The sequence below is a fragment of the Paraburkholderia flagellata genome (assembly GCF_021390645.1).
In the GTDB taxonomy this organism is placed as follows: domain Bacteria; phylum Pseudomonadota; class Gammaproteobacteria; order Burkholderiales; family Burkholderiaceae; genus Paraburkholderia; species Paraburkholderia flagellata.
The window spans coordinates 1832085-1852924 of record NZ_JAJEJT010000002.1; the positions used below are offsets into that span (position 1 = coordinate 1832085).

General features: G+C 61.1%; 16 protein-coding genes and 1 pseudogene. 6 read left to right on the plus strand and 11 right to left on the minus strand.

The annotated features are described in order from the left end of the window. Window positions 1-2 precede the first annotated feature (2 nt). The 4 genes from L0U83_RS22510 to L0U83_RS22525 all read right to left on the minus strand — a co-directional run bounded on the left by L0U83_RS22510 (window position 3) and on the right by L0U83_RS22525 (window position 5398). Window positions 3-2366, minus strand: coding sequence for a bifunctional acetate--CoA ligase family protein/GNAT family N-acetyltransferase (locus tag L0U83_RS22510; protein ID WP_233886304.1), 2364 nt, complete (start codon window positions 2364-2366; stop codon window positions 3-5). Between the two features lie 236 nt (window positions 2367-2602). Next, complete coding sequence (locus L0U83_RS22515) at window positions 2603-4204, minus strand: peptide chain release factor 3 (RefSeq protein WP_233886305.1); 1602 nt, start codon at window positions 4202-4204, stop codon at window positions 2603-2605. A gap of 567 nt (window positions 4205-4771) precedes the next feature. Beyond that, entirely contained in the window at window positions 4772-5065 is a 294-nt protein-coding gene (locus L0U83_RS22520) for an H-NS histone family protein (protein WP_069261447.1), read from the minus strand. A 105-nt stretch (window positions 5066-5170) separates the two neighbouring features. Then, a complete protein-coding gene (locus tag L0U83_RS22525; protein WP_233886306.1) occupies window positions 5171-5398 on the minus strand; it encodes a hypothetical protein in 228 nt (75 codons plus the stop codon). A 383-nt stretch (window positions 5399-5781) separates the two neighbouring features. Between L0U83_RS22525 and L0U83_RS40705 the strand changes: the two genes are divergently transcribed. Beyond that, the gene (locus L0U83_RS40705) at window positions 5782-7044 is read left to right on the plus strand and encodes a helix-turn-helix domain-containing protein (protein ID WP_233886307.1); all 1263 of its coding nucleotides are present in this window, start codon (window positions 5782-5784) and stop codon (window positions 7042-7044) included. Between the two features lie 26 nt (window positions 7045-7070). On the opposite strand, the gene L0U83_RS22535 is transcribed toward L0U83_RS40705, so the two are convergent. From L0U83_RS22535 to vgrG, 4 genes are all read right to left on the minus strand, one after another. Next, window positions 7071-7352 carry a hypothetical protein gene (locus L0U83_RS22535; RefSeq protein ID WP_233886308.1) on the minus strand — a complete coding sequence of 94 codons (282 nt, stop codon included), beginning with the start codon at window positions 7350-7352 and terminating at the stop codon, window positions 7071-7073. 98 nt (window positions 7353-7450) lie between these two features. Further along, window positions 7451-7987, minus strand: coding sequence for a BON domain-containing protein (locus L0U83_RS22540; protein WP_308445068.1), 537 nt, complete (start codon window positions 7985-7987; stop codon window positions 7451-7453). A gap of 478 nt (window positions 7988-8465) precedes the next feature. Beyond that, on the minus strand, window positions 8466-9875 hold the full coding sequence (locus L0U83_RS22545; RefSeq protein WP_233886310.1) for a KPHS_23130 family T6SS system protein: 1410 nt from the start codon (window positions 9873-9875) through the stop codon (window positions 8466-8468). 12 nt (window positions 9876-9887) lie between these two features. Then, a complete protein-coding gene (gene vgrG, locus L0U83_RS22550) occupies window positions 9888-12644 on the minus strand; it encodes a type VI secretion system tip protein VgrG (protein WP_233886311.1) in 2757 nt (918 codons plus the stop codon). Between the two features lie 263 nt (window positions 12645-12907). Here vgrG and L0U83_RS22555 point away from each other — a divergent pair, with 263 nt between their 5' ends. From L0U83_RS22555 to L0U83_RS22575, 4 genes and pseudogenes are all read left to right on the plus strand, one after another. Further along, window positions 12908-13066 carry a hypothetical protein gene (locus L0U83_RS22555; RefSeq protein WP_233886312.1) on the plus strand — a complete coding sequence of 53 codons (159 nt, stop codon included), beginning with the start codon at window positions 12908-12910 and terminating at the stop codon, window positions 13064-13066. Window positions 13067-13268: 202 nt separating this feature from the next. After that, entirely contained in the window at window positions 13269-14669 is a 1401-nt protein-coding gene (locus tag L0U83_RS22560) for a GntP family permease (protein ID WP_233886313.1), read from the plus strand. A gap of 274 nt (window positions 14670-14943) precedes the next feature. Continuing rightward, on the plus strand, window positions 14944-15882 hold the full coding sequence (locus L0U83_RS40860) for a helix-turn-helix domain-containing protein (protein ID WP_373321079.1): 939 nt from the start codon (window positions 14944-14946) through the stop codon (window positions 15880-15882). 508 nt (window positions 15883-16390) lie between these two features. Then, window positions 16391-16581: pseudogene (locus L0U83_RS22575) on the plus strand (ATP-binding protein); the annotation flags it as partial. Window positions 16582-16860: 279 nt separating this feature from the next. Here the strand turns inward: L0U83_RS22575 and L0U83_RS22580 are convergent. Genes L0U83_RS22580 through L0U83_RS22590 form a run of 3 tightly spaced genes read right to left on the minus strand, consistent with a single transcriptional unit; the run spans window position 16861 to window position 19542 of the window. Further along, complete coding sequence (locus L0U83_RS22580; protein ID WP_233886314.1) at window positions 16861-17961, minus strand: beta family protein; 1101 nt, start codon at window positions 17959-17961, stop codon at window positions 16861-16863. A gap of 35 nt (window positions 17962-17996) precedes the next feature. Continuing rightward, entirely contained in the window at window positions 17997-19175 is a 1179-nt protein-coding gene (locus tag L0U83_RS22585; RefSeq protein WP_233886315.1) for an ImmA/IrrE family metallo-endopeptidase, read from the minus strand. 25 nt (window positions 19176-19200) lie between these two features. Continuing rightward, on the minus strand, window positions 19201-19542 hold the full coding sequence (locus tag L0U83_RS22590; protein WP_308445058.1) for a type II toxin-antitoxin system HigB family toxin: 342 nt from the start codon (window positions 19540-19542) through the stop codon (window positions 19201-19203). Between the two features lie 399 nt (window positions 19543-19941). Between L0U83_RS22590 and L0U83_RS22595 the strand changes: the two genes are divergently transcribed. After that, window positions 19942-20748: a hypothetical protein gene (locus L0U83_RS22595; protein ID WP_233886317.1), complete on the plus strand. Its 807-nt coding sequence runs from the start codon at window positions 19942-19944 to the stop codon at window positions 20746-20748. Window positions 20749-20840: the final 92 nt, after the last annotated feature.

Below are 20840 nucleotides of genomic sequence, written 5' to 3' on the forward strand. Positions count from 1 at the left end.
GCTCAGTCGAGCGGCATGCGAAAACCGACCACGCCCGGGTCTTCCGTGGGCGTGACGGTGAAGCCACAGGCGCGCGCGAGGCCGATCATCGGCGCGTTCTCGCGTAGCGCCTCGCCGAGCAGCCAGTGCGTGCCGCGCGTGCGCACGTACGCGATGATGCGCGACATCAGCAAGCGGCCAAGGCCGCCCCGCTTGAGATTCGACAGAATCGTGACCGCGAATTCGGCGGTCTCGTTGTCCGGGTCGGCCACCGCGCGCACCACACCCAGCGTGCGCGGCTGGCCATCCTCGCCCTGCACGACCGCGATGAGCGCCATCTCTCGGTCGTAGTCGATCTGCGTCATGCGCGCGAGCTGCGTGTGATCGAAGCTGCGCACCGCCGAAAAGAAGCGCAGGCGCAAATCGTCGGGCGTCATCGATTCGACGAACATGCGGTGCATGTCCTCATCTTCGGGACGGATCGGCCGGATCGTGAGGCGCTCGCCATGCCACTCGAGCGTTTCTTCCAGCCGCCGCGGATACGGCATGATCGCGAAGCGGCTGCGCTTTTCCGCGAGCTGCAGGCAGGGCGCGACGACCACGACCGCCTCGGGCAGCACGCGCAGCGTCAGACGCAAGCCCACGATCTCCCGCACCTCGCACACGAACTGAGACAGCTCGGTGAGCGCGGCCAGCGTTGGCTCGGGCGCCGTGTAGCGCGCATAGGGCGAGTGCGCGACGATGTCGCGAGAGAGCACGGGATTGAGCGGCGGCAGGCTATAGACACGCAGCGGCGGCGAAATATCGTCCGGCGAAGGCGCGGCGAAACGGAACACCGGGCCGAAGTTATCGTCGTCGCGAAACTCCACCGACACGTCCACCACCGGCTTCACGCCCGGTTCGTCCTGTGCCTGCGTGACGAGCCCGAACAAGGCCAGCAATCTGCCCGCCTCCTCCCCTTTCAGTTCCGTGCGCCCGGCCGCCAGCGCCGCGCGTGCCTCGCCTTGCGCGGCCTCGATCGCGGCCGGCCCTTGGGCAGGCATCGTTTCGGGCGTCTGCATCAGCAGCTCGCGGCCCAGCCGGTAATCGACGAGACGCGCAAACCCGCGCGCCAGACGCCGCGGCGTGGTGTGCACCGGAATGCCGTGCGCGTGCAACTCGTCGCGCGTTTTTTCGTCCACCCCGCCGAAGAAGCACGCGAGCATGCCGCGATACGCATAGCGCTGCTGCTCGATCAGCGTGCGCGCCACCGCGTCCACGGGCGCGCTGTGGGTGGGTGCGTGCACGACGAACGCCGTGCCGCTCGAACGGTGCGTGGCGAGCGTTTGCAGTGCGAGGCCGAAGTGCTCGGGCTTCGCGGTGTCGCCGAGCACGAGCGGATTGCCCGCCTGTGCATGCGGGAGCGCGGCCTGGATGGCCGCGCGCGCTTCGTCATCCCAACGCGCGAGCGTGTCGCCAGCCTTCATGAAGGCGTCGCGCGCAAGCGCAGCCACACCGCGGTCGCTCGTGATGAGCGTGGCCGTGTCGCTCGCGGCCACGCGGCCCACGCCGAGCGTTTCGATTTCGTCGAGCAGGTCATCGAGCGTATCGACGCGCACGACGCCCGCGCGCCGGAACGCCGCCGTGTAGAGCGCGTCGCCCTTGTCGTCGCGGCCGCTCCTCAGCGCGAGCACCGGCTTGTTGCGCGCCGCCGCACGCGCCGCCGACATGAACTTGCGCGCCGCACGGATCGTGTCCACTTCGAGCAGGATGGCGCGCGTGCTCGGGTCGCTCGCGAGATAGTCGAGCACATCGCCCACGTCGACGTCGGCTTCGTCGCCGAGCGCGATCACGTGCGAGAAGCCGAGGCCGCGCGGGGCGGCCCAGCGCAGCACGGCATTGGTGAGGGCGTTGGACTGCGAAACCCACGCTACGCCGCCCTTGCGCGCAATCGATGCCGCCGCGCCTAGCTGCGCGTTGAGCGCGGGCGTCAGCGCGCCAAGGCTGCCTGGGCCGACGATGCGCAGCAAGTGCGGGCGCGCCGCCGCCAGCGCGTGGCGCAGGTCGGCCTGATCGGCCTCGTCGCGCGCCTCGCCGACGATGATCGCCGCGCGTGTGCCCATGCCGCCGAGGCGATGCACGAGCGCGGGCCACGTGGCGGGCCGCGTGCAGATGATGGCGACGCCGGGCGCTTCGGGCAGATCGCCCGCGTCGGCGAGCACGGGGCGGCCGTCGAATGCTTCAAAGTCGCCTGCATGGCGCGGATTGACGGCCCAGAGCGGGCTCGTGAAGCCGCCCTCGATCAGCCGCCGCCACACCATGCTGCCAATGCTGCCGGGGCGCTGCGAAGCGCCAATCACGGCCACGGATTTCGGCTGGAACACCGCATCGAGATTGCGTACGGTCACAGGGACTCCTCGTCGGTCGGACAGGCGCGTGCCGTACAGGCGAACGCCGGTTTGTCGTCTTTTATCGTTACGAGAAGAGGATAGGGCAAGCGCGCAGGCGATGCGCGTTTTTCGCCCGGCGCGTATGAGCGCAGATGCGGCGGCATGGCGTCGCACGCCCCCTGGGCGTGTGACACCACGATGCGCGAGAAGGCATTTCGCTTGTTTGAAAACGCGGCGCGAGCGCGCCGCGTGTTTTACATCGACTTACGGAACGGCGCGCCCGAATGCTCGCGCAACTCGTTGAACACGATCTTCGGCCAGGCCTTTTGCGCGACCTCGATTTCGGAGACGTGCGAGGCAAGATAGGTCGGCGCGTTCGACGCGTCGTAAGCCATACGGGCCTCGTACGAATCGGTGAAGCGGCGCAACTCGGCGGGATCGTCGCAGGTTACCCAGCGTGAGAGACGATAGCGCGCGGGCATCAGGCGCACGGCAACCTTGTACTCGGCCGAGAGGCGGTGCGACACCACTTCGAACTGCAGTTGGCCAACCGCGCCCAGAATCGTTGCGCCGCCGTGAATCGGGCGGAACACCTGAATCGCGCCCTCTTCGCCAAGCTGCTTGAGCGCTTCGCCCAATTGCTTTGCGCGCATCGGATCGACCACTTCGATCGTCTGAAAGATTTCCGGCGCGAAGAACGGCAGACCCGTGAATTGCAGGTCTTCGCCTTCGGTGAGCGTATCGCCCAGGCTCAGCGTGCCATGATTAGGAATACCGATGATGTCGCCAGGGTACGCCTCGGCCACGGTTTCTCGGCGCTGCGACAAGAAGCTCACCACGTTGTTCGCGCGGAAGGTCTTGTTGTTGCGCGTCACCTTCAACTGCATGCCGCGCTCGAAATGGCCCGAGCACACGCGGATGAACGCCACACGGTCGCGGTGCGCGAGGTCCATGTTGGCCTGCACCTTGAAAACGACGCCAGTGAACTTGGGCTCGTCGGGCGAGACCGGACGCTGCACGGCCATGCGTGGCGACGGCGGCGGCGCGAGATCGACGAGCGCGTCGAGAATTTCCTTCACGCCGAAGTTGTTGATCGCCGAGCCGAACAGCACCGGCGACTGCTCGCCCGCGAGGAAGGCGTCGCGATCGAAAGTAGGCGTCGCACCCGTGATCAGCTCGACCTCTTCCTTGGTGCGCTTCCAGTGATAGCCAAAACGGGCTTCGCCTTGTTCTTCGCCGATGTTTTGCAGCGTTTCCACCGCGCCGCCAAGCGACTCCTGACCCGCGCGGAACACGCGCACCTGGTCGCGCTGGATGTCGTACACGCCCTGGAACTCCTTGCCCATGCCGATGGGCCAGGTGAACGGCACGGCGGCCACGCCCAGGTGCTGCTCGATCTCGTCGAGCAGGTCGAGCGGCTCGCGCACTTCGCGGTCGAGCTTGTTGATGAACGTGAGAATGGGCGTCTTGCGGCTGCGGCAGACTTCGAGCAGCTTGAGCGTCTGCGCTTCCACGCCGTTCGCGCCGTCGATCACCATCACGGCCGCGTCCACGGCAGTCAGCACACGATAGGTATCTTCCGAGAAGTCTTCGTGGCCCGGGGTGTCGAGCAGATTGATGACGGCGTCGCCGTACTCGAACTGCATGACCGAGCTTGCGACCGAAATGCCGCGCTGCTTTTCAATCTCCATCCAGTCGGAGGTCGCGAAGCGGCCGCTCTTCTTGCCCTTCACGGTACCGGCGATCTGGATCGCGCCCGAAAACAGCAGCAGTTTTTCGGTGAGCGTGGTCTTGCCCGCGTCCGGGTGAGAAATGACCGCGAACGTGCGGCGGCGTCTGAGTTCGGCTACTGACATGGATAGGACGGGTATCACAGATGAATTCGGGCAACCGGGCCGCGTGGCGGGGGTTGCGGCGAGCGCGGCGGCGCTTGCGGGCGCGTTTTCAAATAACGCTTGATGCACATGCGGCGGCCCTGTGCGGACCGCTACGCGCGGCAAATAGCACGAGCGATCGGGAATGTCCCGCGGATGCACGCGCAAAAAAGCGAAAAGGCGCCGGGACCGAATGATACACGGCATTCGTCCCGTCGACTAAAGGTTTGATGGGGTTCGAACAGCTTAGACGTGCAGCTTGGCGCCGCATTGCCAAAGGTGAGCTTTTACAGGACCTCGGTGCGAGCGCACCATCGACACCCTCGTGCCCCCGGCACGCCCACGAGGCGCGCCCCATTTTCGCGAAATTTTCCTTTCGCGTCAGACATGAACCCACTGCGTGAACGCCCTTGTCCTGCTCATTGCGGCATGCCGCTCTCGCACGGCACAGTGCGTGAGGTGAGCTTTTGCGGGAGGCTTGAAGCGGTACTGCTCTCACGCCGGGTGCTTCGCGCACCCCGGCGTAACGGCCTGGCGAGAATCGGCCCGTTATTCCTTGATGAGGAATCGTTCGCGGTTCTTGCCCGCTAGCCAGCCCGGCGCGCGGCCACGGCCACTCCAGGTCTCGCCGGTCTTCGGGTTCATGTAGCGCGCCGGCAGCGCCTTCTTGCGCGCGGGGCCTGCGCGTCGGCTCGTGAAGCCCAGTTCTTCCGCAGTGATGTCGTACTCCGCGATCTTTTCCTTGATCTCGGCGATCGCCTGGTCAATTTCCTTTTCACGCGCCGCAGCCACTTCCTTATGAAGCTTCTCCAGCTGGGCGGTCAGTTGCTTGTAGCTCGGCATGAAACATCATCTCCAGTTCGGTCACGAGATTGCCATTGTGACCGGTTTGGAGCGCGAGCGACCGCGAAGGAGCGCTTTTTTACAGAACTGCCGCAAACGTTGGCGTTAGCGCTCGCGCTGCTGGAGCGATTCGTGTGACAGACGGCTTTCGAGCGCGCGCAGCGCTTCGTTGAGCCGCTTCACGCGCTGCATCTGCGAAGGAACCAGGTTCGCGCTGGAAACGGATTCGAGCCTGCTGCGCCAATAAGAGAGTGGAATACGGTCGCGCCCCGACAGCCGCCCGATGATGTGTTCGAGATGCTCAATGTCCTTTTCGAGTTGGTGATGATTCATCGCTGGCCCCGGTAATGACAAGTTTTATCGAGCTCGCGCAAATAGCGCGCACTCACTTTCGTCGCATCGCCGCTTTTCCGCACGCAGCGGATAATCGGTAAGTTTGGTAATCACGCCTTCTGGCCGTGCTAAATGCACGTTGCAGCGGATTTACGGCTTTTTTCGTACCGTCAGACCAGAATAAGGTCAGCGTGCCCGGCTATCCGTTGGATACCGCACGGAATTTCAATGGCCACTCGTCCACGCTGACGGTTGTATCCGCATCCATATCGGAAAGCAGATTAACGGGGGCTATTGCATCTGTATATTCCTCAATTGTGGAACGCTATGCGGAGCGCATTTTGCCGCCGATGGCTTTTCACAATACGAACAACGAGAATGGCGTGAGAACAAACGAATCACAATACGATCGCCTGCTGCACGTTATTTACGACACACTCGATAATCCTTGCGCCTGGAAGGATTTTTGCGCGCAATTGCGCGAAACGACGGGCATGGCGTCGATTCATCTGTTTGCCTTTGAGCGGCAGCGCGATCTATTTGCCTGGAGCGACGGATTCGCACTCTCCGGCGCGGAACCGCTGGAGCGCATTCGTCCGCTTTATCGCGACGACGCACGCCTTGCGTGGCTGCGTGCGTTCCCGGCAGGCAAGTGGCTGTATTGCGGCGTCGAGTTCGACTGCGCGGAAGGCGACTGTGCAGCCGGTTTCGAACTCTGTCCGCTCGAGGAAGGCCGTCGCTGCGTGGCGCTGTGCAAGCTGATCGAGCAGCACGGACTCACGGTCATGCTCGCGTTGCGCGCGGACGCCGCGGCCGGGCCGCTGCTCGCCGAGCACCGAGAACTGCTCGAGCGGCTCACGCCGCACCTCGTGCGCGCGGTGCGCCTTTACGCGCGCCGCTTTACCTTGAACGCCGACACGCTTGCAAACCGCTCACGCCCGCCAGCCATGCTCGTGAACGCGCTGGGCGAGGTGCTCCATAGCAACGAGCCCGCGCAGCGGCTCCTGAAAGCGACCTCGCTCGTGCGGGTGCGCGGGCGGCGGCTCACGCTCGCGGCGCCCCATCACGCGCGCCTGCTCGAGGACATCGCCGTGAGCGAGGCCAGGCTGCGTAGCCGCGCTAGCGGCGCGCGGGCGGCGGCGGCGCGCTTTCGCGCGTTGCGCATCGTAGGTGCTCCCGACAGCACGGTCGCGGCTGATGCGCCGGACGGCGCCGCCTCAATGGACCCGCCTGGCCAGACCCATGACGCGCCGGGTCGCGCGCAACGCTCGGCGAAGCTCACTGCGAGCCAGCAGGAGGTGCTCTACGCGTTCTACAACGTGGTGACGGCCGACGACGCCTCGACCTCGGAATTGCGCGCCTTCGCGGCGCTGACCTTCTATCATCCGCGTTCCGCGCCGCTAGTCGACGAGCGAGTGCTCGCCACGGCCTTCGACCTCTCGCCGGCCGAATGCCGTATTGCGCTCTTGCTAGCGGAGGGTCTCACGCAAAAGGAAATCGCCGTACACGTCGGCGTGCAGCACGACACCGTGCGCAAACAATTGCAGTCGATCTTTCAGAAGACGGCGACCCGCCGCCAGCCTGACCTGCTGCGCCTGTTGCTGAATCTGCCGGCGCGTGGCACAGGCGCCGCCGCCGAGGGCTGAGCGGCGCAAGCGAGGCTTGGAGGGCCCTATTGGGCCTTGCGGCAGGCAAACACGAGCATGTAATTGCCGCTGTCGGTCGATGTCGTCACGGTGTCGTAACCCGCGCCGGCGCACTGGGCGCGCGCCTGTTGCGCGCAAGAATCGCGATCGCCCGAGGCCGGGCATTGGACCTGGACCGTCGGACGGCCGTCCGACAGGAACAGCGGCGGCCCGCTGCTGCACGCAGCAAGCCCTGCGATCAAGGTGAACGCGCACGCCGCGAACGGCAATCTGCGCAAACGGAACAACGACGAACCAGGACGAGTCATTTGGAGCACCCCGATGGGCTTCTAGTTTTTCGACGTTGCGATTGTGCCATGCCGCGAGCCACGTGCGATGCATCGCTGCGAGCGCAGCCTTTGCGCGCTCAGGGCGCGGTCAAGAGCGTCTTGTAAGGCAGCGCGCCTCGCGGGTCCGAACTCACGCGCACGAAGACCTGCTCGACGTCGGGAATCGCCGCGAGCCTGCGCTCCAGCGCGGCGCTGTCGAAGCCAGGGCCGACGCAGCCTTCCGCGTAGACGAAACGGCGCTGCACCGTGATCCAGATGCTAGTGCCCGCAAACAGGGCATCGCCTTGCAGTTGCTGACGAATCGCCGCTGCGATGTCCGGATCGTAGAGATACGAGTTGGGCTTCGAGCACTTGTGCGCGAGCCAGCACGTCGTGCCGCGCTCCACGCGATAGTGGGCATCGTCGTCGGCTTCGGCTTTCGTCATCAGCGGGCCGAGCGGCTGCGGGCAGGCGCTGATCGCGCTCGAAAGTGCGAAGAACGGATCGTTGTACCAGTTCTTGCGCTGGCCGTCCGCTGGCTTCGCGCCGGTCTGTGCCTTCGATGCAGGCGCGGAGGCGCCGGTTTGCGATTGCGCTGGTGCGGCGGCCGCCCAAAAGCCCGCGAGAAGACCCATGCAGGCAAGCGTCGCCGCAAGGCGCGCTGCCCGCGCCGCTCGCGCGCGCCCCGCGCTTTGGCCTCTCACACCGATTCCACTCATCGACTGTCACCTCACCGGCTCATCCCAGCTTCCTCTTCTGCGCAACGATAGGACTGCCCGGCCACGCTCGCAATAACGAGACACATCCGTTCGCTACAATCGCTGCGACGCACCATCGCCGTGCCGCATTAAAAACCGCATCGCGCACCGCGATCGATTCGCAAGAAACTCCATGTCGTTTGTTATCGTTCTCGCCGCCCTCGCGTTCCTCATGCTCGCCGCGTATCGCGGCTACAGCGTGATCCTGTTCGCGACGATCGGGAATCGCCGAGGTCCTTGGCCGCAAACCACCCCACCACGTTTGTATAGACGGCCAGGATGAACATGGCCGCCCGCAAAAACCTGATGAAGGGTGGATCCAGCAGGATGCGGTGTCTACGCGGCCGCCGTGGGATCACGACGCCCCTCCGCGCAAAACACGCCAGCACTCATGAAGAAGCTGCTCACGCCTGAAGTATCTGGCGGCGAAAAATGCGGCACTCCCGAGCACGGCGAGCACAACGAATGCTGTATCAAGCCCGTTCCACCCCTGGGTGGTGTCCAGCAGCAACAGGCCAAACGCGAACAGGCAGACAAACAGCACTTCGGCAACCGGGACAATGGTGTAGCCATAGCTGTGCTTCCACGGCAGGTTTACCCCCTGCGGCTCCTTGATCGCCAGATTGAGCATTACGCCTTTCCCACCAGGCAGCGCCACAAGCTGTGCACCCTGTCCAAAGTGCACCATCTTCGCCGTCAGGGCATACACCAGCCATCGTGACGCTGGAGCCTGCGGACCGATGGCGTTTTCGATTGCGTGTGTGGAAACCTTCAGGTCACTGTCCCTGACAGCACCCAGGGTCGCGTGCTGCGCAAGGCCCTTGAGGCGGCTGTGCCAGAAGTTGCGGATGCGCTTCGACTCCACCTGTTCAGCCTGGAGTAGCTGTGTCAGTGCGTCTTCCGCCTGGTCGGGTTCCGTCTCGATCCCGCGCAGCAGCCACGCCTGCCCCCGGAGCTTGCCACGCTTTTCCCACATGAGCTGGTGCGAGCCGAGCAGCAGGGCGACCCCGAATTCAGAGAATTCGTGGGGGGCGTCCGCCCCACCGTCATTGAGGTGCCACGCGAGAACCAACCGGTATTGCGGATCGGCGTCAGCCTGGAACCACGTCTCTGCGAACTTCGGCACGGTGTCGGGTTGCATGCGGACGATGCGTGGAAATCCCGGCAGCTCGAGCTTCTTCCACACCTGGTTAATCACGTCGGACGAGTCATCCCGGTCCCCCTGCATCATGAGCTGGAACGACTCACTGCGCATGGCCCCAGCCAGCTTCGGGGCAAGGGGGCCAAGCAGCCTTTCCAGCAGGACGTGAAGCCTCGATTCCCCTCCATCCAGTTCTTCCAGCGCCATCACCTTGCCGGGGTTCTCGGGCGGTGTGCCGTCGAGTGCCAGCATGCGCTCGGCCAGGTCTGGCTCGGGCGCGAGCACGACGCTATCGAGCACGCCCACACCCGAACGGCTGGAGCGTAGCCACGACCGCTTCCGCTGCCAGGCTTCCTGATTCGTGACGGCTGTCTCGAAGGCGTATTGTCCATGGGCACTGTGGTAAATAAGTGCACACAATGCTCCCCAAAACGCGGGGCCGGTCAACAACAAGCCGCGCACGAATTCCCACGAGTTAGCGGACTTGCCCTTGGGCCAGGTCGCCACAGTCAACCCGAAAGCAACACATTCCACAACAACGAGCAGCACAACATATAGCCAGAGAGGCGGCGGCTTCCCCGCCTCCCGCTCCTCAAGCATCGGCTCATCCCATCGAAAAGCCATCGTTCCTCCGTATCAACTCTCGTAAGTCCAGTCATGCTGCGAGGCGATGAGCTGGGGCATCGGCAAACACCTGCAACGGCAGAAGTCCCCCTCCAGCGCGGGCAGCTTGCCGTCCATGGCGTCATCCTCTGAACGCGGTCCATTCGCGACAATGATCCCGATGGCGCCGCACGCAGGGCACTGTACCCGTGCCCCGAGGTAGCTCATGCCGCGATCATTCACCCCGGTATCCTCGATGCCATCGAGGACAGTGCCCTGCGCCGTGGTCCGGTCAAGACGAAGAATGCAGGCGCGTTCACCCGCCGATGCCATCGACGCCGCATCCAACGCAGGCGCAGGCGCAGCCGCGGGCGCGGGTCGCACCGCACCGGTATTCACCAGTCCCGTCCACTGCGATGGGTTCGGTGCAGGCGCGGGCGTGATCTCCTTGATGAAGTTCGCATTGCTGCGCCACACGTCGCACCCGGTGGTGTACGGCACGAACTGTGGCGCGAACGCCGCCCCGCCCAGGTCCATCTGCGCGGGTCCGATCTTCTTCAGGCCACTTGTCTTGAACACCGCACCGCCACGCGAGCCGAACTCGATCCCGCCCGGTGCGATGCGGATATACGATCCACCCGCGTTCAGCACGATCTCCTTCGGGGACTTCACGTGCAGCACGCCGTCCACCGTTTCCACCGTCATGTCGCCCTGCGAGGCGAGCTGCATGCGCCCGCGCTGGGCCTGCGCCACGAAGTCGCCCGCTGCCGTGATGAGGTTCATGCCCTTCTGCGAGAAGAGCGACACCAGATCGCTCGCAGCCGCGGTGAAGCGCTTGAGCGTGCTGAAGTGCATGCCCTTCTTCGTGGTTGCGATGAGCGAGCCATCGGCGGCCACGTGCACGCCATCGCCCGATGCGATACCCAACGGACCAGGGCCGGTGACCAGCACCCCCGGCTTCTTCAGCTCGTGCAGGCCATCGTTGATCGCCTGCTGCGCAGCGAGATCAGCGGGCGTTGCCTTCGATGCATCGGCGGAATCAGCAAGTGACTTGCTGAGTGCCTGGTGATCCTTGAACTGCGCATCCGTCTCGTCCATGGCGAGCACCTTGCCGCTGCCGCCGCCCTGGTTGTAGGCCGTGACCATCACGCCCGCGCCGCCCCGGTCCACGAGATGTCCCCCGGTGCGCAGCTCCGCGCCCGTTCCCCTTTCCTTCAGATCACCATCGGGAATGAAGCCCAGGTTAAGCTGCGAGCGACCCGCTTCCTCCGTGCTCAGTTCGATGCCGCGCTGGCCTTCCCAATCGTCCATCCACATCTTGTTGCCGCCACGTGTGCGGATTTCACTGCGCGAGATGCGGCGGCGCGAGCTGTTGATGAGGTCCGGGTTGACTGAAGACGGCAGAAACGCCAGTGCGAAGGGCTTGTTTGGATTGCCCTCGTAGAAGCCCGCTATGCCGTGGTCACCATCCACGGGCGGCATGTTCAGGCCCGAGCGGTCCTTGCTGGCGAAGGGCTTCGCCATGCGCAGGGGCACGCTCTCACCACCCTTCGGCCAGTTGCCAAAGTCGCAGTGAAAGCGCACAACGATGCGGCCTTCGGCGTCGAGATACGGATACGTGTAGTTGTCCGGCGACTTGACCGTGAACCCCAGCGTATGGACGCGCGGCCACTTCGACTCATCAATGGGCATGCGGTACGGACGGCCTGCCGGAATCGCATGGAAGGTGTTGCGATAGTTCTGGTTGCGCGCGCCGCGATGCACGACCTTGAAGACGAACACGCCTTCCTTCGTTTCCAGGCCGGTGCCTTCTTCCGCCGCGTACGCCTCCAGCGTGTCGGGCTTGACGATGCAGCCAGGGCGGATCGCCGGCATCGTGGACTTCGCCTTGCAAGTGACTTGCTGTGAGCGCGCCGCCTCATGGCGCAACACCGCTTCGCGCTTCGCGCCCTCCGCGTCCCCGTGGTGCGTGCCCCACACGTAGGGCGTGCCCAGCATCGTGTTGTCGTCCTCGCTGCTGAACTCGTTACGTGCGCGGCCTTCCTCACGGTACAGGGTAAATGCCTTGTCGGGGTTGTAGTCAGCCACGACGAAGGAATCCGGCACCGCCTGCGTCCGAACCTTCAGCGAGTAAATCGATTCCTCGAACGTCAGCAGCCCGCCGCCCGCACGCTCCTTCAGTTCGATGGCGGGCCGGGTATAGCCGTCAATGTCGTCGGCAATCACCAGCACTTCGCCGTGCTTGTCGTTCTCCGTAAAAGAGAACAGACCCGCCTGCTCCATTTCCAGGCGGATGTAATCCCAATCGCCCATGTTGAACTGGAAACGGAACGCATGCCTGGGATGCTGCCGCCGCAGCCGTGTGACCACCCGTGTCCACGGTTTCAGGTCGTTGCGCCCGATGACCTCCTCAATAATCTCAGGCGACGACTTGTTCTGATAGGTTGCGCAGTTGCTTGGGCCGTCGGCCAGTGCCAGGCGCTGGAGGATCACGACACGGTACGTACAGCCATCCGGTGAGCGGGTCACCGAATGAAAACGGGACACGAAGCCGAAGAACGCACGAACCGGTGCGCCTTCCTCCGTCTGGAACCTGAACTTCACCCACTGGCCGAGAATGTCCTTGCGCGACACCGGCTCCGAGGTCGAAACCAGCGCCTTGATCCTGTAGGGCTTGCAGACTTCCTCATGCACTTCCCACTCGACCACCGACACCTCGGGCATCTCGCGTGGCTTGCGGCGGTCTTCGTCTGAAGCCTTGCCGTTCCGGTGGCGCCGGATAATTTCCATATGGGCAGACTGCCTGCCCGTTACAAGTCTCACAGCATTGTCAGACTCTGCCATTGGCATCCTCCTGTTCTGTAGTCCTGAATTGATGGCGCGCAACGTGCCGCGCAGACTGGCAAAAATCTTCCCAAGCTACCCGCACGCGCAGGGTCGCGCCTGGCGCGTCGTCAAGGACGCGCCACAATACCCACGCGGCATGAATCGTTGCGGCGTCTACGCGACAGGGGCCTAATCCGGCACGGGCTCCAGGAAAGTCGGGCGGAGAAGTGAACGAGTTCGAGCAGAGCTTCCAGGGACTTCAGGCGCGCAGGGTCGGTCGTGGTCTGCTCCACACGGTCGGCCAGCACGGCCATGCATTCGAAGAAGACAAGACGCCGTTCGATGACGAGGCTCAGGTGTGCGGAATGAGGGTGAGCGGGCACTGAACAGCCTGACAGACCGGCGTCGCGTCAAATTCTTCTGCACAACAACAGAACCGCGCGGCCACGCTCGCAATAAGGAGACACATCCATTCGCTACAATCGCTGCGACGCACCATGTGACCGTGCCGCATTAAAAACCGCATCGAAAGCCATCGCACACGCAACAAGCCGTATCGCGCATCACGATCGATCCGCAGGAGACTCCATGTCGTTTGTTATCGTTCTCGCCGCCCTCGCGTTCCTCATGCTTGCCGCGTATCGCGGCTATAGCGTGATTCTCTTCGCGCCCATCGCCGCGCTCGCCGCGGTCCTCCTCACCGACCCCGGCGCTGTTGCACCCGTCTTTTCCGGCATCTTCATGGAAAAGATGGTCGGCTTCGTGAAGCTCTACTTTCCCGTGTTCCTGCTCGGCGCGGTATTTGGCAAGGTGATCGAACTATCGGGATTCTCCGAAGCGATCGTGCACGCCGCCATCCGCTATATCGGCCGCTCGCGCGCCAACGCCGTGATCGTGGCCGTGTGTGCGCTGCTCACTTACGGCGGCGTTTCGCTCTTCGTGGTGGTGTTCGCCGTCTACCCGTTCGCCGCCGAACTCTATCGGCAGAGCGATATTCCCAAGCGCCTCATGCCAGGCGCCATCGCGCTCGGCGCATTTTCGTTCACGATGGATTCGCTGCCCGGCACGCCGCAAATCCAGAACATCATTCCCACCACGTTCTTCAAGACCACGGCGTGGGCCGCGCCCGCGCTTGGCGTGATCGGTTCGCTTTTCATCATCGTGGTGGGTCTCTCGTACCTCGAATGGCGCCGTCGCGGTGCGATGGCGAAGGGCGAAGGCTACGGCACCTCGCTCGTGAACGAACCCGAACACGTCAAGACCGAGCACCTGCCCAACCCGGTGCTGGCCGTCGCACCGCTCGTGCTGGTGGGTGTGGCGAACTTCCTGCTCACGCACTGGATTCCCATCTGGTACGGCGACACCGTAACCGTGCCGCCTGAAGTGCTGCCCGGCATTCATACGCCAGTCACGGCCACGGTCAAACAGGTCGTGGCGATCTGGGCGGTTCAGGGTGCGCTGCTCGCTGGCATCGTGCTCGTGATCGTCACAGCGTTCGGCCGTGTGAAAAAACGCTTCGCGGACGGCACGAAGGCGGCCGTGGCCGGCGCGCTGCTCGCCTCGATGAATACCGCCTCTGAATACGGCTTCGGCGGCGTGATTGCGGCGCTGCCCGGCTTCATCGTCGTGAGCGATGCGCTCAAGAGCATTCCGAATCCGCTCGTCAACGCCGCCGTCTCGGTGAGCGCGCTTGCGGGTATCACGGGGTCGGCGTCGGGCGGCATGAGCATCGCGCTCGCGGCCATGTCGGATCTCTTCATCAAGAGCGCGCAGGCAGCGCATATTCCGATGGAAGTGCTGCACCGCGTGGTGGCCATGGCAAGCGGCGGCATGGACACGCTGCCGCACAACGGCGCGGTCATCACGCTGCTCGCGGTCACGGGGCTTACGCACCGCCAGTCGTATCGGGACATCTTTGCGGTGACGGTGATCAAGACGTTGGCCGTCTTTTTCGTGATCGCCGTGTACTACGCAACGGGCATTGTTTGACTGATGCGCTCGCAGCCACGCTGATGCTCTGCCAACTTAAGTTTTACTTTAGCCCGCAACTCAAGTTGCAACTCGGGCGTTTGAATTGTAACAATGAGGCGGGGCCAAGCAGCTGAACCGGGATATATAGCACTCCGGCCTGTTTCCGCGTAGATTCACCAGAAAGTGACCCAGGTCGCGTTATGACGTGTAGGCATCGTGTCAGGCGCGACTGCCAGTCGCCGCGAAAAGCTGCCGCAGCGCAACAATTCTTCAGCGTATTACTTGGCAACAGGTGTACCCTTCGTCTGCAAGCTTCACCCAACTGACCACGTACTTCATCGACATGGCCTATCGAGGTGCATCCGCTCGAGAGAGGTTTGCCGCATCTGTGTTTTTGATAAGAAACCAGATCGGCCTACCCGCCGCTACGCTGGCTACCGAAGCTGGCATCAGCCCAAATACGCTCTATCTAATTGAAAAGTCTCAAATCAACGTCCATATTGATACGCTGTGCAAGGTGGCCAAGGCGCTGCGAACCGACCCCTGTGCATTCTTTTCAAATGGCAACCACCCAGCGCCGACCGCAGCGAGACTAAACAATCTGCGCAGACTCGTGGGTGAGAATATTCGAGCCGCGAGGCAGAGCCGGAATGTCTCACAGGCTCAACTCACACGAGAGCTTGGACTGCCGCTGGGCTACCTTGGACGGATTGAGCGCACTGCGCCAAACGTACGCCTGGACACTCTTGAGAAAATCGCGCGTGAACTCGGACTTCGCTTCGAAGCACTCTTCGCCGACACAAACGTGAGCCCGAGCCACGACACGCAAGGCGAACATCAGGACATCATCCGTATTCGCTCTACGACGAATGCACGCCATCCTGCGCGAAACTCTACCGAAAACAAGCAGGCAAATGCACGACCTGAGCACCGTCGTCGACGCTCTTCGAAAGAAAAGATCGCCATAGTAAGAGAGAGCTTCACCCCCGGCAAAACGGTCTTAGTTGTGGCTCGCAATCATGACGTGAATCCGAATCAGGTATTCCGTTGGCGAAAGCTCTATCGCGACGGCCTCCTCGCCGAACAGCAATCAGGCGAACAGCTTGTTCCTGCATCCGAATTGGCGAACGCACTCAACGAAATTGACAGGCTAAAACAGCTCCTGGAAGGGAAGTCGACTGCACAGACGGGGGAAACTGCGGTAGTCAAACGTTCCCGTTCAAAAAAATAGCTCGCAGCCGACCAGTCCGTCAGCACCTCTGTTACGGTCCTAGACTGAGGTTGGCAGGATCGATGTCGCATTGAATGCGAAGGAACTTATGCACCCAACGATTCTTTTTGGGGTGCCACATCACCACCTACCTCCAACGCAATACAGGTGCCGGCTTTGCAGCGGAAACTCGAGTGCTAGCATCCTTGGGCAAGTCCAGTCCTCGAACTGCATTCAGAGTCTCAGCGTCTTTAAGGCGATCCGAAGACGCCCTGCAACGTCATTTTCTCGGACGTTTCCCGCGAGCGCCCCATATCTCAAGCAGCGAAAGTGAAGCCACGGAGTTGTAACTACATTCGAGCAGGGGCCCTCACTAATGTGCCCCATAGAATACAATATATGCCTTTTGGCATTTAACTTCTCCTATATGACACATTAACCTATCTGACTTCGGAGAAGCGTTTCGCCTCGCCCGGATCGCCGCAATCAAGACCGGGCGGGTTACAGAGCGGGGCCACCCGCGTGCGGATTGACGAGCAACCTGCCGTTCACGCACTGGGCCACGGCGTTTGCCGACAATCAAACGCTCACCGCCGCATGCTCGACCGGTGCCTGCATCACGCCCATATCGTGCAAATCGGTGGTGAGAGCTACCGACTGAAGGACAAGCGAAAAGCTGGAAAAACTGGAACGCGAGTAGGCACGAAAGTCGCCGCGTGACACAGGGCCCCGGCGGGTCAGAATTCAATGGGCGTTGACAGGAAGTCGTGACCACCACGTAGCACAGGGCGCCTTGGGACATCAGAATCGATTTGAAAACTGCGGCTTTCGGCGGCGTGCCGCGAAACGATGACGCACACGTCTGCCTTCGGACCGTTGAAGATACGTGGTGCGAGCGGCCGGCCTGCCTCTCGTGCCTCCATGCCTCGCGACTAATGAACCTGAGGTGGAAAACTACCGAGCGACTGCAGTCGTCGCGCCAACTGGTCAACCAATCCCTCAATCTTGGTCAAGCAATTCATCAACGGATGCACCATTGGTAGCCAGCGTCTGCAATCTCATTACTTGCTTAACGGTGTATGAGAGGTGGTGGTTCTGGTCCACCAAAACCCACGTTCCAGGGTTGCCCGTGCCGGCATGACCGGCAGCACATTCCTCTATATAACGATCGCCGTAACTGAACGTGCGACCTTGGTAGTAAGGACTCCCAACCACGGCGGCCGCCAACCGTCTATATTGCTCGTACTTCTCCCCTTGGCGCAAGCTGTAGCCACGATGAATGTGCAGCTTGTTACCGTGGGTATAGCGAATTTTTCCGTTGATATGGGTGCTCGGCGTCAGATCGCTAAAATCTGGATGAATAACGCCGTAGTCACCGAAGACCAAGTCTGTCGGCAAACGCTGCGTAGCTACGTTGGCCCACAAAGTCAGCTCATGCCGGGTTATTTCGCCATGAGAATTCTTCTCTATTTCTGCAACTGTCCTCGGGGAACTTGAGCTGGAAACTATCACAGTTCGCACACGCACAAACCGTGAGAGTGCATCTACGAAGTCGCAAGTGTGGGCGGCAGCAGCGAGCGCATCCACATCTGTGCCGATGTACCTGTGATCTACCAGCAAGTCGAGCAGCCGAAGATCCAATCCCATCGCTCGTAAGTCGAACATTCGCTCTATGGTTTCATCGGGGAAATCAAGATCGTCCCGGTCAAGCCGAAGCAACAATCCACCTTGTTGCTGTGCCCATTGAACAATAGTTTTGAGTTCCGTTTCGTCCCGGTCAAAACCATACACCGGCTCAAAATTGACACCTGCGCTTTTTAGCAGAGTCAAGCCTGCGACAAGAGCGGACGCGCCCGTCGTAACTCGCGAACCAGGCTTCAGCATTGGAAAATCTACATAGCAAGGTCTCCGACCTGACATCTTTGCTAGCCGCTGCGCGAATCTAGTCAACTCCTCTTCGGGCTTCTTCGTAGGCAAGAACGGCGGGAGTTCGTATAGCGGCTTAATATGGCTCGCGAGACTATAGTCGACATGCGCCATTGCTCTGATGTCGTTGATTTTCCCCTTGATGATCGGGCTATACGCGAATTCTTGACTCATCCTTGACTCCAATCAACGACACCGAGCCTGTACGCTCAATGGCTCATGAAAAGCGGCTTGACTGCTCCCTGACCAACCATATCCTTAAAAATTGCGTAATTTTCCGTTTCCCGTTGCAACCGACCAGCGACGATCGCCGGATGAACGCCTTGCTCTTGAGCGAAGCTGATAATTCCAGCCTTTGTCGGCATCTGGCGAACGGAGGCACTGCGCCAATGCGCACGAGAGATAAGGATATCTCTCGCAATGCGATTTGCCTCTTTCTCGATGGCTTCCGTACTTTCGGCATCAACTAGACGATCCAAGATCACATCTCCCGGCCGGCTGAGGTGTTTCCATACGTGAGCACACTCGTGCATCAAGGTAAACCAAAAATTGTCCAACCGATCAAAGCGGAGCGTCAAGCCAATAACCGGCATGCCAGATCCCGAGAGCATGGCTGCACCATCCAGCTTGGTCTTCGCCAAGTGCTCTTCGACGACCACAGCAATACCTGCATCACGGAGAAAATCAACTGCTCGCAATGGCCCGTCCTCTTGAGGGCTGAGTGAGACCAGTTCTTTAAAAAATGGCTCGCTAAGCTTTTCGATGTGGAATGGTCCACGCGGGCAATAAGAGGGTTCGGTAGCTTTCTGCAATACTCTGGCTTGCCAAGCAGTCAGAGCGCAAATTGCCTCTGGTGAAAATGCATCGCCCTTGACCGTGCGCCGCGCCAAAACGCCCATGCGCGCCCCGCCCATCGACTTCTCGACAAACGCCCGTGCAAGCTCTGCTGCCTTAGTTGAATCGAGACGACGCTTGTCAATTTGAATCCAGCCGCGCTTAATCATTTCCTTGACCGGAAACAACGACCAATCCATCTCAGAGCCCGTCTCGCCGTCGCTCGACGCAACGAGAGGTGACTCCTGAACAAGCACCTCGGCGGAAATACCCAGCCCAGCAGAAAGCTGCCGAATCATGCTGACTGTCAATGGCCGTTGTCTTGATAGGAACTCCGAGACGCGGCTTCGCGAGCCAAAATACGGCACAAGATCGGCTTGTCGAAGTCCTTGCTCCATCATGCGGAATTTCACCGCCTCCACCGGATCTGGTTTCTCGAAATGATAGGTCCTGCGCTCGTAATCCTCGACTAGAAGGGACAACAATTCCAACTCGGCTCCCTCCGGCGTGTCGGAGGCCGGATCAAGCACAACGAGACCCTCAATACGGGTCATATACTCCCTGTACTGGGTCTCAGACTTAACGACTGCTAGCTTCATTTTGCCTGACTTCCCAATTAATCTTGCTGTATTCGGCGTGCGTTCCGACCCACGTTACAACCACGATACCCATTCGATATGCGACATTGCTCACCATCCGGTAGTCGTTACCTTTCACGTTAAAAATAACTCGATTCCCTGCCAAAAAACTGGCTGTTGGATATCTGAGCTTGATGTCATGCGAGCACGACCACTGCGCATCGCGAGCATCCGCCAACCACGCGCCGATCCACACCCTAGCCGGGGGGTGCTTTGACGCGAAGCCATCCAACCTATCTAGTCCATGTACCTTCATCGCGAACCGAGACCTTTTGCACTGCATGCACTGTAGCACGATGTTCCCAATTTGGGAACACTAGGCGACGTAGCCGGAGCTCAGCCCGCCAGCATCCAAATAAATTGGGGCCAGATATTAGAAGATGAGGAATTTGCTGACGCTGGCAAGCCCGACTGGATCAAGAAGGTGAAGACGCCAATCAAGGATCAAAAGCGGATAATACGGGGTCTCAACAAATAAGCTTCTCGTCTGAAGCTAGCATTGGTGGCTCTTAGCTGCCGTAGAGCCTGAAACACAGACTGTCTCCTCAATCGGGCACTCAAGATCTGATATCAAATCCCGATAGTGCGCCTAGCCGCACGCCACCTCTGGAGGCATAGGCAGTCCCAATGTCCGTTCAACGTCCCGCTTTTCGCATATTTGGCTAGCTCACACGGAGCAATCGTGTTACTTGAAGTCACCGCCAACACCGTAGCGATAACGACCGCGATCAATCAATTCAAAGCCTCGTACCATGCGGACTATTCCACCGTCAGGGCGGAAGCCATTAGCTACCTAGCGCAGGATTTGTCCGCCGCGTCAGCGAGTCGACTAGTTCAAGCTCTCACTAAAGCTCTGAATAACTGGGGGGCCGGCAAACGTCGCGCTCCGGGATGTCAGCCGACCGATGCCGTAACAGGCGCACTATGCGTCCACTCTCTGCGCGAACAACTGGTGAATCTGGCGAGCAGTTTCGAGTATCTTTCGCTGACCGACTGCACCCGAAACCTGAAAGCCGGCTCACCATTCAAAACCGTCAACGACTTCGACGTTTGCCTACTTGAAACACTGTCTGAACTGGCGGCAAGACTGCTGGTGCGCAACACGAACGTGACTTACCCCATGAAGGCGTTGCTACTGATTACGGGATTAATGCCAGCATTCGACAGTCAGGTGAGGGGCGGTTTGCACGTAGCAGGGTTGTCCGGATTCGCGTGCAACGGCAAGCCTCGAACGAGCTACCTCATTCCGGCTCATAGCAGCGCAGATGCCCGAAGAATATGTGTCTTGCCGTTTTATATTGCGGAATGTACTTCGCGCATGAGCCCCGGACTGGTTAACTCAATCGAGAACAGTATGTATCCTGCACTAGTCGGTCAACACGGTCGACTCTTCGACATATTGCTATTCCAGCAACGTGGCCTTACGCCTGCTACGGCATTAGTTCGATTCTCGACAAAGCAAGCGTCTCACCCGTGGTTCGTTGTCTAAGTCATCACCGCGTAGCAGCACATGTTTGAAATGTCGACCATCCGACTACCGCAAAAGCCCTGAAGCAGCTCTGATATGACTGCCATCAAAGC